The organism is Phytopseudomonas flavescens (genome assembly GCF_900100535.1).
Classification (GTDB): domain Bacteria; phylum Pseudomonadota; class Gammaproteobacteria; order Pseudomonadales; family Pseudomonadaceae; genus Aquipseudomonas; species Aquipseudomonas flavescens.
Genome location: NZ_FNDG01000030.1, coordinates 1 through 16618 on the forward strand (window position 1 = coordinate 1; position 16618 = coordinate 16618).

At 65.0% G+C, this 16618-nt stretch carries 10 protein-coding genes; 3 read left to right on the plus strand and 7 right to left on the minus strand.

The window, feature by feature from the left end; genetic code table 11:
- Positions 1 to 139: 139 nt before the first annotated feature.
- Positions 140 to 718, minus strand: a complete 579-nt coding sequence (locus BLR94_RS25245; protein WP_042552441.1) for a YceI family protein — start codon at positions 716 to 718, stop codon at positions 140 to 142.
- A 61-nt stretch (positions 719 to 779) separates the two neighbouring features.
- On the minus strand, positions 780 to 1325 hold the full coding sequence (locus tag BLR94_RS25250) for a cytochrome b (RefSeq protein WP_084308714.1): 546 nt from the start codon (positions 1323 to 1325) through the stop codon (positions 780 to 782).
- A gap of 264 nt (positions 1326 to 1589) precedes the next feature.
- Between BLR94_RS25250 and BLR94_RS25255 the strand changes: the two genes are divergently transcribed.
- Positions 1590 to 2993 (plus strand): adenosylmethionine--8-amino-7-oxononanoate transaminase, encoded by a 1404-nt coding sequence (locus BLR94_RS25255; protein ID WP_084308713.1) that lies wholly within the window; start codon positions 1590 to 1592, stop codon positions 2991 to 2993.
- Positions 2994 to 3037: 44 nt separating this feature from the next.
- Here the strand turns inward: BLR94_RS25255 and BLR94_RS25260 are convergent, their stop codons facing one another.
- Entirely contained in the window at positions 3038 to 4348 is a 1311-nt protein-coding gene (locus BLR94_RS25260; RefSeq protein WP_084308712.1) for an OprD family porin, read from the minus strand.
- Positions 4349 to 4732: 384 nt separating this feature from the next.
- On the opposite strand from BLR94_RS25260, the gene BLR94_RS25265 reads away from it, so the two are divergent.
- Together BLR94_RS25265 and BLR94_RS25270 are read left to right on the plus strand one after the other, a co-directional pair.
- Positions 4733 to 5452 (plus strand): 16S rRNA (uracil(1498)-N(3))-methyltransferase, encoded by a 720-nt coding sequence (locus BLR94_RS25265; protein WP_084308711.1) that lies wholly within the window; start codon positions 4733 to 4735, stop codon positions 5450 to 5452.
- Positions 5453 to 5619: 167 nt separating this feature from the next.
- Complete coding sequence (locus tag BLR94_RS25270) at positions 5620 to 6150, plus strand: cytochrome b (protein ID WP_420492709.1); 531 nt, start codon at positions 5620 to 5622, stop codon at positions 6148 to 6150.
- Positions 6151 to 6475: 325 nt separating this feature from the next.
- Here the strand turns inward: BLR94_RS25270 and BLR94_RS25275 are convergent, their stop codons facing one another.
- Genes BLR94_RS25275 through BLR94_RS25290 form a run of 4 tightly spaced genes read right to left on the minus strand, consistent with a single transcriptional unit; the run spans position 6476 to position 16552 of the window.
- Positions 6476 to 6946, minus strand: coding sequence for a chemotaxis protein CheW (locus tag BLR94_RS25275; RefSeq protein ID WP_084308709.1), 471 nt, complete (start codon positions 6944 to 6946; stop codon positions 6476 to 6478).
- 41 nt (positions 6947 to 6987) lie between these two features.
- Positions 6988 to 8007 (minus strand): chemotaxis protein CheB, encoded by a 1020-nt coding sequence (locus BLR94_RS25280; protein ID WP_084308717.1) that lies wholly within the window; start codon positions 8005 to 8007, stop codon positions 6988 to 6990.
- Entirely contained in the window at positions 8004 to 15689 is a 7686-nt protein-coding gene (locus BLR94_RS25285; RefSeq protein WP_084308708.1) for an Hpt domain-containing protein, read from the minus strand. Before BLR94_RS25285 ends, BLR94_RS25280 begins: the two co-directional genes overlap by 4 nt.
- Before the next feature lie 14 nt (positions 15690 to 15703).
- Complete coding sequence (locus BLR94_RS25290) at positions 15704 to 16552, minus strand: CheR family methyltransferase (protein ID WP_084308716.1); 849 nt, start codon at positions 16550 to 16552, stop codon at positions 15704 to 15706.
- Between the last annotated feature and the right edge of the window lie 66 nt (positions 16553 to 16618).

Genomic DNA, 16618 nt, shown 5'->3' on the forward strand with positions numbered 1-16618 from the left:
TCATTACAACTGGCACCGACCTCACGCCAGCCTAGGCTACCTACCACCCATCAGTCGCGCGCCACTTCCACTGAACAACGTACTGGGTTTACACATCTAGCGCCGCGCCAGAAGCGGCTCTGCCTGCAGCGGCGACAGCTTACTTGCGTACGCCTTCCACGGAGATGATCAGCTCGACTTCCTGGGAAGCCGGGCCCAGATCCTTCTCGATGTTGAAGTCTTTCAGCTTCAGTTTGGTGCTGCCTTCGAAGCCCGCGCGGTAGCCGCCCCATGGATCGTCGCCCTGACCGATGAACTTGGCAGCGATCACCACCGGCTTGGTCACGCCATTGAGGGTCAGGTTGCCGGTGATATCGGCGGTGCCTTTGCCAGTCGACTTGACGGCAGTGGATGCGAACGTTGCGGTCGGGTTCTTGCTGACATTGAGGAAGTCCGAACCACGGATGTGCTTGTCACGTTCGGCGTGGTTGGTATCGACGCTTTCGGTCTTCAGAGTGACGTTGACCTTGCTGGCCTCAGGGTTCTTCTCATCGAAGCTGAAGCTGCCGTCGAAATCCTTGAAGGTACCGTACAGCCAGCTGTAGCCCAGGTGGCTGATCTTGAAATTGACGAAGGCGTGCTGGCCTTCCTTGTCGATGGCGTAGTCAGCAGCCATTGCATGACCAGCGCCCAACAGTGCGGTGCCCAGTGCCAGTGCGGCGAAAGTCTTCTTCAACATGGAAACTCCTTGTGAGATGAAATGAACGGCGCCGCGGGGCAACGCCGGAACAGCAGGACGATCACCGCCCGAAGATACGCAATAGGGTGCGGTCACGGTCGATGAAGTGGTGTTTCAATGCAGCCAGGCCATGCAGTACAGCAAAGATCACGATAGCCCACGCCAGATACTCATGGATCAACCCGGCGATGTCGCCCTGATTGGGGATGCTGGTCACGCTTGCCGGCACCTCGAACAGCCCGAACACACTGATCGGGCGACCATCGGCGGTGGAAATCAGGTAGCCAGAGATCATCAGCACGAACAGGCCGAGGTACAGAAAGCTGTGCCCCAACTGGCTGGCCACTCGTGTCAACCGCCCATGCTCGGGCAGCGCGGGTGGCGGCGGGCTGATCCAGCGCCACAGCAAGCGGCCGGCCATGACCAGAAACAGCAGCACGCCGATGCTCTTGTGGATGTTCGGCGCGGTCTGGTACCAGACACTGTAATAGCTCAGCCCGACCATCCAGTAACCGAGAGCGAATAGGCTGAACACGGCGATCGCGACCAGCCAATGCAGGGATACGCTGACGAGACCGTAACGAAACGTTGAATTACGCCACTGCATGGCCTGATTCCAGAAGGTGAGTTGACAGAGATTAGCAACAAACCTATCGACTTAAAGCAGAAATTGTTGCTTTGAAATATCGAGAAAACCGATACCCCCACTGCACCTCAAAGGTGCGATCAGCTTAGTGAAGCTCATGCCGACGGCGGTCAGGGTCACCTACGTGAGTGGTCGATTTCCCCTGATAGGCGGGTGCCGCTGTAGCAAAACGACGGTAGCCCGCATCTGGTAGGCTTGCCCGCTGTTGATTGAGAGAGCACGTCGATGACGAACCAACACTGGATGCAGCGTGACCTGGAGGTTCTCTGGCACCCCTGTACGCAGATGAAGGATCACGAGCGGTTGCCGCTGATTCCCATCCGCCGCGGCGAAGGCGTGTGGCTGGAAGACTTCGAAGGCAAGCGCTACCTCGATGCGGTGAGCTCCTGGTGGGTCAACGTCTTCGGTCATGCCAACCCGCGCATCGGCGAGCGCATCAAGGCGCAGATCGATACCCTCGAGCATGTGATGCTGGCCGGCTTCAGCCATCAGCCGGTGGTGGAGCTGTCCGAACGCCTGGTGCGTATCACGCCGCCAGGGTTGAACCGGGTGTTCTATGCCGACAATGGCTCCTCGGGCATCGAGGTGGCGCTGAAGATGAGCTTCCATTACTGGCTCAACAGCGGCAAGCTATCGAAGAAACGCTTCATTACCCTGAGCAACAGTTATCACGGCGAAACCGTGGCGGCGATGTCGGTAGGCGATGTCGCGCTGTTCACCGACACCTACAAGGCACTGCTGCTCGATACCCTCAAGGTGCCGAGCCCTGACTGCTACCTGCGCCCGGACGGCGTGAGCTGGGAGGATCACTCGCGCACCCTGTTCGCACTGATGGAACAGACCCTGGCCGAGCATCACCACGAGGTCGCGGCGGTGATCGTCGAGCCCCTGATCCAGGGTGCTGGCGGCATGCGCATGTACCATCCCATCTACCTGACCCTGCTGCGCGAAGCCTGCGACCGCTACGGTGTGCACTTGATCCACGACGAAATCGCCGTAGGCTTCGGCCGCACCGGAACGATGTTCGCCTGCGAGCAGGCCGGCATCACCCCGGACTTCCTGGTGCTCTCCAAGGCCCTCACGGGTGGCTACCTGCCGATGGCCGCGGTATTGACCACCGATGATGTCTACAGTGCCTTCTACGACGATTACGCCACCTTGCGCGCGTTCCTCCACTCGCACACCTACACCGGCAACCCGCTGGCCTGCGCGGCAGCCCTGGCGACGCTGGATATCTTTGAGGAAGACGGCGTGATCGAGGCCAACAAGGCACTGGCGGCACGCATGGCCAGCGCCACCGCTCACCTGGTGGACCACCCTCACGTGGCCGAAGTACGCCAGACTGGCATGGCCCTGGCCATCGAGATGGTTCAGGACAAGGCTGGCAAGGTCGCCTACCCCTGGCAGGAGCGACGCGGCCTGCAGGTGTACCAGCATGCCCTGACCCGCGGTGCGCTGCTGAGACCACTGGGCAGCGTGGTGTACTTCCTGCCACCCTACGTGATCAGCGAAGAGCAGATCGACTTTCTCGCCGAGGTTGCCAGCGAAGGCATCGACCTGGCCACGCGCACCTCGGTCAGCGTGGCCACGGGCGATACCCGTTACCCGGGCTTTCGCGACCCGGGCTGAGCGATACGGCAGGCGGGGTTGCCCCGCCTGCCGTCATGTCGCGCTCAGAGCACGCTCAGCGGATACTCGACGATGAAGCGCACCTGGTCGGAGTCCACATCCGAAGTTCCGGAAATGCGGTGCGTCGCCTGACGCAGGCGGAACTTCAGGTCCTTGGCCGCGCCACTCTGCACCACGTACTGCAGGTTCACGTCACGTTCCCAGTGCTTCTCGCTGTCGGCGTAATAGGCGTAGGGGCTGGATGCATCCATCTTGCTGCCATCGACATGGTCGCCACGGATGTACGAGACGTAGAACGAAAGCCCCGGCACGCCGTAACTGGCCAGATCCATGGCGTAGGTGGCCCGCCATGAGCGCTCGCCCGGGCCGTTGAAATCCACCAACTGCGACGAGTTGGCCAGGTAGATGGAATCCTGGGCGCCACCACCGCCGAGCGTCAGGTAGTCGAACGGCTGATCGCCATGCACCCGCTGGTGGGCGATGGTGAAGGTGTGTGCGCCCACCGAGTAGGCGGTTGCCAGCGACCAGGCGGTGACGTCGATGTCGCCAGCCACGGACTTGCCCTCGTCCAGCGTGCGGTAGATGTTGAAATCGAAACTCAGCGCCTGCTCGTCATCGAGCGCCAGGTTGTAGAGGACGTTGCCATAGTACTGGCGCCACAGGTCTTCATAGCGCGAGGCGTAGGCGCTGAAGCTCAGGGCATCGCTGGCCACCCAACTGGCACCGAGGTAATCGACGTTGCCGCCTTCCACGCCCGGCGCATAAGTGCTGTAGAAGCCGTCGCGGCTACCGGCCTGGTTGAAATCCCTGGACGAGGTGAAGTGACCCGCGTCGACGATCAGGCCATCGATCTCGGCGCTGGTCAGCTGGAAACCGGTCGCGGTGGCGGGCACCAGGCGGGCATCGGCAACCGCGATGACCGGATTGTAGGGACGCAGTTGGCCGTATTTGAGTTCCGAATTGGAGAGGCGCATTTTCACCGCGCCGCCCAGGGAGCCGAATTCGTCATCGGCACGGTTGCTGGACGAGTCCACCGGTAATAGCCCGGATCCCGATCGCCCGCGGCCGCTGTCCAGCTTGATGCCCATGTAGGCGTTCAGATCGGCGCCAAAGCCGACGGTGCCCTGCGTGTAGCCCGAGCTGTAGTTCAGATGAAACCCCTGACCCCACTCGCGGTTGTCCTGGCCGCCCGTCGCATGGCGGTCCATGTGCCAGTAGACGTTGCGGGCCAGCAGATCCAGCGTGCTGTCTTCGAGAAACCCCTTGGATTCGGCCTGGCTCGCCTGCGCGGTGGACATGGCCAGAACGCTGGCGCTCAGCGCCATCAACGATAATCCGCTGCGTTGCACTTTCATTATTATTCCCTATGCGTGGAATGTGACGGCGGATACTCCGCCCTTGGAACGGGGCAGGCTGCAGCGCCCACGACGATGCACGGCAACAGGTCTCCCCAGCCTGACGTGCGTACGAGTGAGCCACCCGCCCCTTAACCAGCCCTGCCGTGTTGAAGCGCCCCGGGAATGCAGCCCGGGAGCAGAGCCGTTCTTTTTTTACCCTATGGGTTATGGGCGTATCACCGCAACCCTCGATGCCAGACGACTGCCTTCGTAGAGGCGCACGACCAACACCCCGCTACGGTTCTCAGCGCGGCCTGCGGCGATGTGCAAACGCCCTGACGGCCTGCAGAAAAAACGCCACCCGGTTATGCTTGCCCACCCGCAGCCCATACCGTTACCACCATGCGCCTCTCCCGTTTCTTCATCGACGCCCCTCTTTCCCTCGGTCAGCACTCGCTGCCGGAAGCCCAGGCCCATTACATCGGCCGCGTGTTGCGCCATGCTGCGGGCGATGCGGTGCAACTGTTCGATGGCAGCGGCCAGGAGTTTCGCGGCGAGCTGATCGAGGTCGGCAAGAAGACCGTACGTGTCGAACTGCGTGAGCAGCTCGACGGGCAGGCCGAGTCGCCTCTGCACATTCATCTGGGCCAGGGCCTGTCTCGCGGCGAGCGCATGGATTGGGCCATCCAGAAAGCCACCGAGCTGGGCGCCCAGGTGATCAGCCCGATCATCAGCACCCGCTGCGAGGTGCGCCTGAAGGATGAGCGCGCGGACAAACGTATGGCGCACTGGCGCCAGGTCGCGATCAGTGCCTGTGAACAGTGCGGGCGCTCGGTGCTGCCCGTGATTCACGCCCCCATTGACCTGGACGCCTGGCTGCAACAGAGCCAGGCCGAGCTGAAACTGGTGCTGCATCCGGTCGCCGCACCACTGCTCAGTCACGCCAGACCACGATCCCTGGCCTTTCTGATCGGCCCGGAGGGCGGCCTCAGCGACAGCGAGGTCGAGCGGGCACAAAGCGCCGGCTTCCATGCCGCGCGCCTGGGCCCGCGGGTGCTGCGCACGGAAACCGCGCCAGTGGTGGCACTCGCCGTGGCGCAGCAGTTGTGGGGCGATTTCTGAACGCGGTTGCGCTCGGCCGGTGGCTACGGGAAGCTCGCCGCAGCGCCAGGCGGGCGCTGACACGCCCGGCAAAGCCCACATGAAACATCTGGTCAAAGACGCTCTATAGCGGGGATCGACAGCGGGCGCGCAGGATATACGTAGCCCGCTAACGATGAGAGATGACCATGAAGACCCGATATTCGAGCGTACAGATCGGCCTGCACTGGCTGAGCGCAATTCTGGTGTTGAGCGTGCTGGCATTGCCCTACGGCAAGGATCTGTTCGGCGCACTGCTCGGCGGCACCGGCGGCGTATTCACCCTGCACAAGTCGCTGGGCTTGACCATTCTGCTGCTCACGGTCGTGCGCCTGCTGGTGAGGGCTCGACAGGGCGCACCGCAATTGCTGCCGGCCGACGCCGTCTGGCAGCAACGCGCGGCCAGGGCCGGCCATGCCCTGCTCTATCTCCTGATGATCCTGATGCCGCTGAGCGGCCTGCTGTTCGGCAAGCGACCGGTAGAGCTGTTCTGGCTGGTGGAGATCGGCCCGTTGCCGCTGTCCGATGCCCTGCGCGATGCTGCCAAGCAGTTCCATCTGATCGCCCAGTACCTGCTGTTCGCGATGATCCTCGGCCACGCGGGCATGGCGCTTTGGCACCACTATCGCCTGCGCGATGGCGTGCTGCCGGCCATGTTGCCGGCGGCGCGCGACCGCTAGCGGCGCCGGCCGCAGTATCGGCCTGACTCTTTCGTGCGCACGTCCAGCCCGGGGAAAGCAATGAACGCATCGCTATTACGAAAGGAGCCTCTGAGAGCGGCCATATCCAGAGCTTGATAGATAAGCGTTCCCAAACGTTTCTCGAGGGCGCTGGACCTGGTCGGGTAGCGGTGCGAGTGCATCCATCAGCAGCGGATCCCGGGAAACGCTTTGCCGCAAGGAGATGACGCTGAGGTCGCGCGGCGATGCAGCAGTGCAGCAGTATCTGTAAGGCCGCGGCGCGTTCGGCGATGTCGCGGCTGCACCGAACATCCGTCACCCGGGCTCAGATCAGGCCCGCATCCGCCAGTTTCTGCTCCAGGGCGAGCAGATCCGGGATTTTCAGCACACCCTCTTCGCCACTCACCGCTGCCAGCTCCAGTGGCGCCAGTGGCGCGTCGGCGCGCGGCAGATCCTCGGTGACCCTCAACGAGCGCGGAATGCCCTGCACCAGCAGGGCGATGAATTTGACGTTGGGGCGGCCGCCCAGGGCGTTGATCACGGCGATACGCGCGCCCGCGCCAACCTGCGCATGGCCATCCGAGGCCGCCTCGAACGACAACAGTGGCAGACGCAGGTCACGCCAGGCCACCTGGCCGAGGAACCAGTCCGGCATGCCGGAAACCGCTGGCGGGGCACGGTAGGCAATCAGTTCGGCTACCGCCACGTTGGGCAGCAGCAGCGAGCGGTCGGCCAGCGGCACGACCAGGCCGGTCAGGCTGCTGACGCTGTTCTGGGTAACGACGGCTTGGCTCATGAAGACATCCTGTTAGGCAGCGAACTCAATGAAGGAAAACATCAGCGGCACTGCTCGGCGAGGTGTTCGACCAGCGCCGCAGCCAGCTCGCGAGGGTCGGCGCTGAAACTGCTGTAACCGCCTTCGCGCAGGCTGTCGGGCATGCTCGAACAGACGCAGCTGTCGGCGCGCTGGGTCCAGATCAGGCCGCCCTGGCGTTCCACGTAGGCGGCAGCCGCGCTGCCGTCGCTGCCCATGCCGCTGAAAGCGATGACACCGCAGCCCGCTGCATGGCGCTGCGCCAGGTTGAGCATCATCTGGTCGACCGACGGGCTGTAGGGCTCGGGCCAGGCTCGCGCAGTGACCTGCAGGGTGCCGTCCTCGGCGAAGGTCAGCTCATTGCTGATCGGTACCACGACCACCTCGCCGCACCGCACGCTGTCGCCATCACGCGCCGTACCGACACGCCACTGGCTGTGCCTGCCCACGGCCTGCGGCAGCGTCGTCTCGAAGCCGGGATCGATGTGCTGGGCATACAGGAAACCCACCGGCAGGCCACCGGGCAAGGCGTCGAGAAAGGCCTTCACCGCCGCCGGCCCGCCAAGGGAGGCGGCCAGCAGCCAGACCTGCCTGGCGGGCTCTCCGGCCTGCAGTGGGGTATTGGCCAGCACCGGCGGTAACTCCACGCGCGCCGGGCGCTGCGCCTCGCCCAGCAGACCATCGAGACCGCCCCCAGCCGCCAGAGCGGGGTCACCGACCAGCTTCTTCAGTTTGCCGACCAGGCGCCGCTCCCAGCGTGGATAGTGTTCTGAACTCCGCTCGGGCGCATGCCCCTCGCCAAACAGCACCGGCACCCTGGCGTCTTCCATCAGCGCGTCGATCAGCGGCAGGTCATCGGAATGCGCCAGTTCGACCAGCCACAGCTCGGCGTCACATTCTCGCAGCGCGGCATCGTCGAGCCGCGCCGGGTCGCTGTTGAGCACCACCTGATAACCATTGCTGCTCAGTGCCTGCTGCAGCACATGACGCTGCAGGGAGGTATCGGCGATCACCGCGATGCGTGCCGCGGCCCGTTCGATCATGGCCGTTTCGCCCATTTTTCGATGGCGCTCAAGAGCAGCGATTCCTGATAGGGCTTGCCGAGGTATTCGTTGACCCCGATGCCCATGGCACGCTCACGGTGCTTCTCGCCGGTACGCGAGGTAATCATGATGATCGGCAGATCCTTCAGCCCTTCGTCGTGACGCACCAGGTTGGCGACCTCGAACCCGTCCATGCGCGGCATCTCGATGTCCAGCAGCATGATATCGGGGCGCTGCTCCTGGAGCTGGGCGATGGCGTCGACCCCATCCTTGGCGATCAGCACGTTCATGCCGTTGCGCTCCAACAGGCGGCTGGTGACCTTGCGAACGGTCACCGAGTCGTCCACCACCATGACCAGCGTCGGGCGCTCCGCCTCGAGCTCGGGCACCACACCCGCGTCGGCCGACAGCCGCGGACGTCCCTGATACTGCAGGTGCGCATGCAGCTCGCGGATGGTCGCCAGCAGATCGAGAATCACCACCACACGGCCGTCGCCGAGGATGGTCGCCCCGGAAATGCCATGCACCGCGGAGAATTGCGGCCCCAGGCTCTTCACCACGATTTCCCGCGAACCGGCCAGCGAATCCACCTGCACGGCCACCGCATGTTCGCTGGAGCGAACCAGGATCACCGGCAGCGGCAGGCTCTGCCCGACCAGTTTGGGGTGCTGGCCATTGTTCAGCAGGTCACCCAGGTAACGCAGCTCGTAGGCCTGCCCGGCATACTCGAAGCGCGGCGCGTCCGGGCCGTAGTAGCTCTCCAGCTCGTAGGGCGAGACCCGCACGATGCCTTCGATGGTATTGAGCGGGATGGCGTACAGGTCCTCGCCGGAGAGCACCATCAGCGCCCGGTTGACCGATACGGTGAACGGCAGGCGGATGCGGAAGGTGGTGCCCTGGCCGGGAGTGGAGTCGATGCTCATGGAGCCGCCGAGCTGTTTGACCTCGGCATTGACCACGTCCATGCCGACACCACGCCCGGAAATCTGCGTGACCTTCTCGGCGGTGGAAAAACCGGCCTCGAGTATGAACTGCAGGATTTCATGCTCGTCGAGATCGCCACCGGCCTCCATCAGACCGCGCTCGATGGCTTTGCGCCGAACGGCGTCGAGGTCGATCCCGGCACCGTCGTCACTGAGGGCCAGGACGATATCACCACCCTCGCGGGAAAGCCCGAGGCGGATGCAGCCCTGCTCCGGCTTGCCGGCGTCGCGCCGTACGGCGGCACCTTCGATGCCGTGATCGACGGCGTTGCGCAGCATATGCTCGAGGGGGGCGACGATACGCTCGAGCACCGTGCGGTCCATCTCGCCGTCCGCATTGCCGACGATGAATTCGACCTGCTTGCCCAACTCGCTGGCGACTTGCCGGACGATGCGCCGCAGGCGTGGCACCAGGCGGTCGAACGGCACCATGCGCGTGCGCATCAGGCCTTCCTGCAGCTCGGTATTGACCCGAGCCTGCTGCAGCAGCAGGGTTTCCGCGTCGCGGTTGCGCAACGCCAGGGTTTCCTTCAGATCCAGCAAGTCGGAAGCCGACTCGAACAAGGCTCGCGACAGCTGCTGCAGTTGCGAGTGGCGATCCATCTCCAGCGGGTCGAACTCTTCGTAGCCGGCGCGCTCGGCCTCGGCCTGATAACGACTGAGGATCTGTGCCTGGGTTTCGGTGTCGAGGCGGCGCAACTGATCGCGCACGCGGTCGATGGTGGCCTCCATCTCGTTCAGGGTGAAGCTGAAATCGCTGACCTGCTGTTCGACGCGTCCGCGGAAAATCGACGTTTCGCCGGCCAGGTTGACCAAACCTTCGAGCAGATCCGCCGGCACCTTGACCAGCTCCTGCGGCGCACGGCGGGCCGCGGCTTCTTCAGCCGCCAGCTCGGCACGCTGCACGAAGGGCAGCACGCGATGCTGCGCTGGCGCGGCCGGCAGTTCGCTGGCGGCGACGATGGCAGCCACCGTGCTGGCCTGGGGCTGATCCGGCACGTCGCGGTCATCCACGGGCTGTTGCTGCAGGTGCAGGCGCAGCGCGTCGAGGCTGCTCTGCAGGCCTTCGAAACCGGACTGCACGTCGAGGTACAGGCTCTCCGGCCAGGGCGCCCCTTGCGCCTGGGCCTCGGTCAGGTGCTGCTCGAGATCGTGACTCTGGTCACCCAGTTGCTTCTGGCCAGCCAGGCGGGCACCGCCCTTGAGGGTGTGCAGCACGCGCAACAGATCATCGATGGCGCCGGCATCGTCACGGTGCTCTTCCCAGCGGCCGATGGCGGCTTCCATGGCCTCGAGCAGGTCGTCGGCTTCCTCGAGGAAGATATCGAGGATATCCGCCTCGGTGTCGAAGGCCTGTTCATGCACGGCCCGCAACGGCACCGCAGCGGGCACGCTGAGTTGTTCGTCCGGGTTGGCCCGCAGCCGGCGAATGGTTTCGATCAGTGGGTCGCCAGTGGGGATCGCTCGATGGGCACGCACCGCATCGAGCATCTCCGCCAATCGGTCATGACAGGCCTGGAGCAGCTGGAACAGCATCGGGCTGGCGCGCAGGCGGCCATTGCCGAGATCCTCGTAGAGGAACTCCAGTTCGTGGGCCAGGTCGCCGATCTCGCGAATCTCGGCCATCCGCGCGCCACCCTTGAGGGTGTGCAGATCGCGCTGTAGCGACTCCAGATCGAGGCTGTTGTCGACATCGCTCATCCAGTGCGACAGCGCCGCACCGGCACTGTCGATGATGTCGAAACCCTCTTCGAGAAATATCGCCACCAGCTCAGGGTCACGCTCATCGTTGCCCCCCGCAGCGGGCTGGGTTGGCGGGGTGTCCGCGGCCATGCTCAAGGGAGCAACCCCGGGCGCATCGGCATCCGGCAACGGCGCCAGCGACTCCACGGCCTGCTCATCCTGCCCGCCACGCTGCCGGAACTGCCGGATCGCCGCGACCAGCTCATCCGCATGTTGCGCGGGCTGGCGCTGCTGCAGGTTGTCGAGCATGCCGACCAGGCGGGCATGGCCCTGCTGCAGGCTGTCGGTGACGAAGGGCGAAATCCCATACCGGCGGTCCAACAGCCCTTCGTAAAGGGCTTCGAGTTCATGGGCCAGCTCGCTGATCGGGGCGATCCCGGCCATGCTCGCACCGCCCTTGAGGGTGTGCAGGTCACGGTGCAGCGCAGACAACGCAGTGCGGTTGTCCGGCTCGGCCAACCAGCGCTCCAGGGCCAGGCCGGCGCTGTCGAGGACGTCCACGGCTTCCTCGAGGAAGATCGACTCCAGCTCGTCGTCGGCTGTGTCCACCGGCTGTGCCGGTTCGCCGGCTTCGTCATTGGCCGCGTCGACGACCAGCGCCTCTTCCAGAGCACGGGTGGCTTCGTCCAGTTCGACCGCCTGCAAACCGGACGTATCGCCCGACAACAGGGCCAGCGTGGCGGGATCCTGGGCTTCGTCGAGCAGCGCCTGCAGCGCAGCGACGCGTTCGGGGCTGGCGCTGACCTCTAGCCCCGCGGCCACCTGGTCCATCATGCTGACCAGTGCTTCGTGGGCCTGCTCGGCTTCGTCGAAGAAGCGCTCGTTGACGGCCAGACGGCCCTCTTCCACCGCGCCATAGAGATCGAGCAATGCCTCGCACAGTTCGTCGATCTGCGGCAGCTCGGCCATTTCCGCACCGCGGCCGAGGGTGGTCAGCTCCTCCAGCAGCGCGCTGAGTTCCTGGTGCTCCGAGGGGTGTTCACGCCAACGACGCAGCAGGCCCTCGGCATCCAGCAGGATGTCCATGCCCTCGGCGAGAAAGATACTGATCAGTTGCGGGTCGCGGCTTTCGCCTTGTACGCCCTGGCGCTGTTTCTCGGCATGCTCGAGGCGCTTGTCATGCAACTGCTGAACACGCGCCAGGTACTCGTCGGTACCGGGGATTGGCTGCAAAGGATCGTTTTCCAGTTGCCCCAGGCCCTGGCGGAACAGCGCCTGGGCCTCGACCAGCACCTCAGCCTCGGCCAGGTCCAGCGGCAGCAGGTTGGCCTTGAACTCCTTGACCATCTTCTCCAGCGGCGCGGCGACCTCGGCCATCGGCAGGATACCGGCCATGTAGGCACTGCCCTTCAGCGTATGCAGGGCACGCTGCAGGTCGTCGGTGACCGGCTGCGGCAGTTCCCGGGCGCAGCCGTCGAGAAAGATGGACAGGGTTTCGAGGTGGGTTTCCGCCTCGTTGCGGAAAATCTCCAGTAACTGCGGATCCAGCCCCTCGCTTTCCTCGACCACGGTGGTTGCGGCCTCGATCTCGCCCGCGGGCTCGGCTACCGCGGCAGCCGGGGCGTCATGCTTTGGGAGGCTCAGCCCCTTGGCCAGCGCGTGCGCGTCGGCAGCCAGGCGGTCCACATCATCGCGCTGGCGCTGGGCCTGAACCGCGAACTCATCGACCAGTTCGGGCATCAGGGCGGTGACCTGACCGATCACCTGCTGAGCCTCGGCACCTGGCTGGATGCTGCGGTCGAGCACACGATTGAGCAGGTTCTCGATCGACCAGGCCAGCTCACCGATCACCAGTGCCCGTACCATGCGGCCACTGCCCTTGAGGGTATGGAAGGCGCGCCGCACTTCGCTGAGCGCCTCCTTGTCCTCGCTGTCGGCGCACCAGCGCGGCAGGAACTCGGCGATGGTTTCAAGCACTTCACCGGCTTCCTCGATAAAGACTTCACGCAACTCTTCGTCGACCGCTTCCTCGTCGGCAGGAGGCGGCAGCAGGCTCGGCGGGACATCCAGGGCGGGCGGGTTGATCGCCTGCTGCGGGGCGGCCATCACGTCGGCCATGGACACGGGCCTTTCCGCCAGCGACTCTTCGCCTGCAGAGGGCTCGGGCATACCAGGCAATTCGACTTCCGGCAGTTGCAGATCGGCCAGATCGAGATCGTCCCAGCCCAGCTCGCCATCAGCCTCGAGATCCTCAGGTTGCACCTGCAGCGGCGGCTCTTCGAAGCCCTCTGCAAGCAGCTCCGCGGGTGGCAATTGATCGACAGGACGGCCGGGGTCGGTGAGATCGAGGCGTTCATCCAGCTCCTCGAGCGACCACAGCGAATCATCGGCAGCGTCCTGGAGCGGCTGCAGATCCACCGCCGGCGACGGGTCCGTCGGTTGCTCGTCAAACTCGAATGTCCAGCCGTCGTCGGCCAGCGACGACGGCAGATCCGCTGCAGGCAGGGGGTCGAACTCCCCCAAGTCGAAGGCCTCGACGGCAGGCAACGAGGTGTCATCCAGCGTCAGGGGTTCGGCATTGCCCGGGGGCTCGACGAGCAGATCGGCGTCATCCAGCGACCAGCTGTCGTCGACCACCACGGCCTTCGCATCGGCGTAGGGATCCTCGTCCAGCTCTCCGAGGTCGATGGCCTCGACGGTCGAGGAAGGCGCCGCCTGCGGCTCGACGGGCTGCACTGTGCCGGCCCCCTCGTCACCGTCCTGCAGCGGGCTGTCCTCGGCCCCGGCAGCCTTCGCTTCGGCGTGGGCATCGTCGTCCAGCTCTCCGAGGTTGGTGGCCTCGACGGTCGACGAGGGCGCCGCCTGCGGCTCGACGGGCTGCATTGTGCCGGCCCGCTCGTCACCGTCCTGCAGCGGGCTGTCCTCGGCCCCGGCAGCCTTCGCCTCGGCATGGGGATCGTCGTCCAGCTCTCCGAGGTTGGTGGCCTCGGCGGTCGACGAGGGCGCCGCCTGCGGCTCGACGGGCTGCACTGTGCCGGCCCCCTCGTCACCGTCCTGCAGCGGGCTGTCCTCGGCCCCGGCAGCCTTCGCTTCGGCGTGGGCATCGTCGTCCAGCTCTCCGAGGTTGGTGGCCTCGACGGTCGGCGAGGGCGCCGCCTGCGGTTCGACGGGCTCGAACGCCCCCTCATCGACTGACGGCGCCTCGCGGTGGGATTGGTTCTCGGCAACGCTGCCCAGAACCGGAACGGCCAACACATCGATATCGTGCAGCGGATCGTCGAGCGGCGCGGGCTCTTCGTCGATCGGCACGGTCTGCGGAGTCGATGGTTTTTCCTGCAGGGGATAGCCGAGCGCGGCGAGGCTTTCTTCGGCCACATCGAGAATCAGGTCACCCTGGGTGGCGTGATCCTCGGTAAGGCGCTCCAGGTAATATTCGACGCTGGTGATGGCGTCGGCCAGGGTGTCCAGGCTCTGCCAGTTGGGCACCGCCTGGCGGGCCAGCAGTTGCTCCTGGATATAACGGTTGCAGGCATTGAGCAGTGCGGCGGCGCGATCCAGCGGGATCATCGCCAGCCCGCCACGTACCTGGGTCAGCAGCTCCGGCACACGAGCCAGGTGCTCGTGGTTCCATTGCGAAGCGATGAACTCGATGATCGCGTCCTTGGCCTGCTCCAGGCCATTGCGCGCTTCCTTGATCACCAGCTGGTGAATCTGCCCGACATCGGTGGTGGGCAGATGGCTTTCCTCACGCTTGCCGCTGTCGTTCTGGCCAACCATGCCGGTCAGAGTCGCCTCGACGTACAGCAGCGCGCCAGCCACGTCCATCAGCAGCGCATCGCTGGGCTCCTGAGCACCTTGAGCCAGCGCGCGCACCACCTCGAGCTGGTCGACGATGACCTTGCGCGGCTGGGCGAACCCCAGTACCGCCAGGGTATCGGCAATCTGTTTGAGGGGCGCCAGCAGCGCGTCGAGATCCGCGACCCTGGTCCGGTCACTGCGCACGAACAGGTCGAGGCTGTCCTTGACCCGCACCAGTTCCTCACAAAGGGCAGCGACCACCGAACGCATGGCATCGCGATCCGGGCCCGCCAGGCGAGCACGCTCGGCATCGACGACCTCGTGCCCGGGCAGCGCATCGTCGAGGCCGTAACGGTCACGCAGCACACGGTTGCGCGCTGACTGCGGCGAGGCCTTGGCCACGTAGAACAGCAGGTTCTTGGTGAGCTCGTCGGAGGCAGGCTGGTTGATGCCATCGGCACCCTGTTCGGTCAGGCGCTTGAGCTCCTTGTCGACCTGGCGCAGCAACGCGCGCACGGACGTGCCATTGGCCACGCTGCCATTGGACAGCCCTTCGACCACGCCCGAGGCGATCTGCCACAGCGACTCCAGGGGCGAGTCCTTGCAGAGGGTCTCCAGGCGCGCGAAAACCCGGGCCATGTAACCGAGGTTGGTGCCCAGGTCCTGCTGGCGGATCAACCCGACCAGCGCGACCTGGAGCATCTGCCGCAGCTTGCGCAACAAGGCGGGCAGCTCGGCGGTGCGCAGTTGGCTCAGCGACTCCGCCGTCAGGGCACTGGCCCGGGCGGACAGATCGGGGGAGAACAGGCTGGTTTCCGAGAGCAGCTTCTCGCCCCGTGCGGCACGCAAGTCATTGAGCAGCGGCAGCACGACCATCGGCAGGTCACGGCGGGCGGTCTGGATGCTATCCAGATAGGCCGGCAGTTGCAGGATCGCCTGCATCAGCACGTCCAGGGCTTCCCCTTGGTTGGCCACGCGACCGTCGATCAACGCCTGGGTCAGGTGCTCCATTTCCTCGGCGAGCAGCGCCGCGCCGAAGAATTCGACCATTTGCAGGGTGCCGTGAACCTGGTGCACGTAGGTCTGGCAAAAGCGCATGCGTGTCGAGTCCTGCGGATTCTCGACGAACGCCTCCAGAGCCTGTCGCGCCTGCTTCAGGGTTTCCGCGATTTCGCCCTTGACCCACTCCAGGGCGACATAGTCGTGCCGATCACCCATACATACTCCGTTTCTTAGCCCTTGCGGGTATACGCCAGCACTCGCTCATCGGCCACCGGAAGCATCTCCGGGTGCTGCCAACCGACAACCTCGCCCACCCCGACCACCAGCAAGCCACCTGGCGCCAGGCACTCGGCCAGGCGATTGAGGATCTCGCGGCGCCGCCAGCGGCGAAAATAAATCAGCAAGTTCTGGCAAAAAATAACGTCCATGCCGGTCATCGGCGCCTTGTCCAACTCCAGCACATTGAGCCTGGCGCAGCACACGCGCGCGGCAAGCTCCGGCAACACCTTGAAGCGTCCATCGGCCTGCGGCAGGAAGTAACGTTCGCGCAGGCCCTCGTCCATCTGTTGCAGGCGGCGCCGGTCATACAGCCCGTCACGTGCCTTGCTCAGGGCCGCGCGGCTGATGTCGGTGCCGGTGACACCGAACACCCCGTCAGCGCCCAACACCTCGCTGGCACCGATGGCCAGCGAGTAGGGTTCTTCGCCACTGGAGCAGCCCACGCTCCAGATCGCCAGCGGTGCATCCAGCCCGCGCTCGTCGCGACGGGCGACATGGGCCTCGAACACCTCGAACGAGGGCGGATGCCGGTAGAAGCGGGTTTCCTGGACGGTCAGCCGGTCCAGCAGATTCGCCCATTCCACCGCGCCGCGCGGGCCGTCGGTGACCTGCCGGTAGTAACTGGCGTAATCACCGATGCCCAGTTCGCGCATGCGTGTGCTGAGGTTGGTCTGCAGGAAGATCCGGCGCTGCTCGTTGAGCACCATGCCGAGCCGCGCTTCCAGCAACTGTTGCCAGTCACGGAACTCCGTGGCGGACATGTCCGCCAGCGGTTGCAGGGCCCAGACGCCTGACTGCATGTCGTGCACCTCGCTCACGCCTGCGTCTGCCGCACAGCGCATCGTTCAATGCGCCGCCCGGCAGTC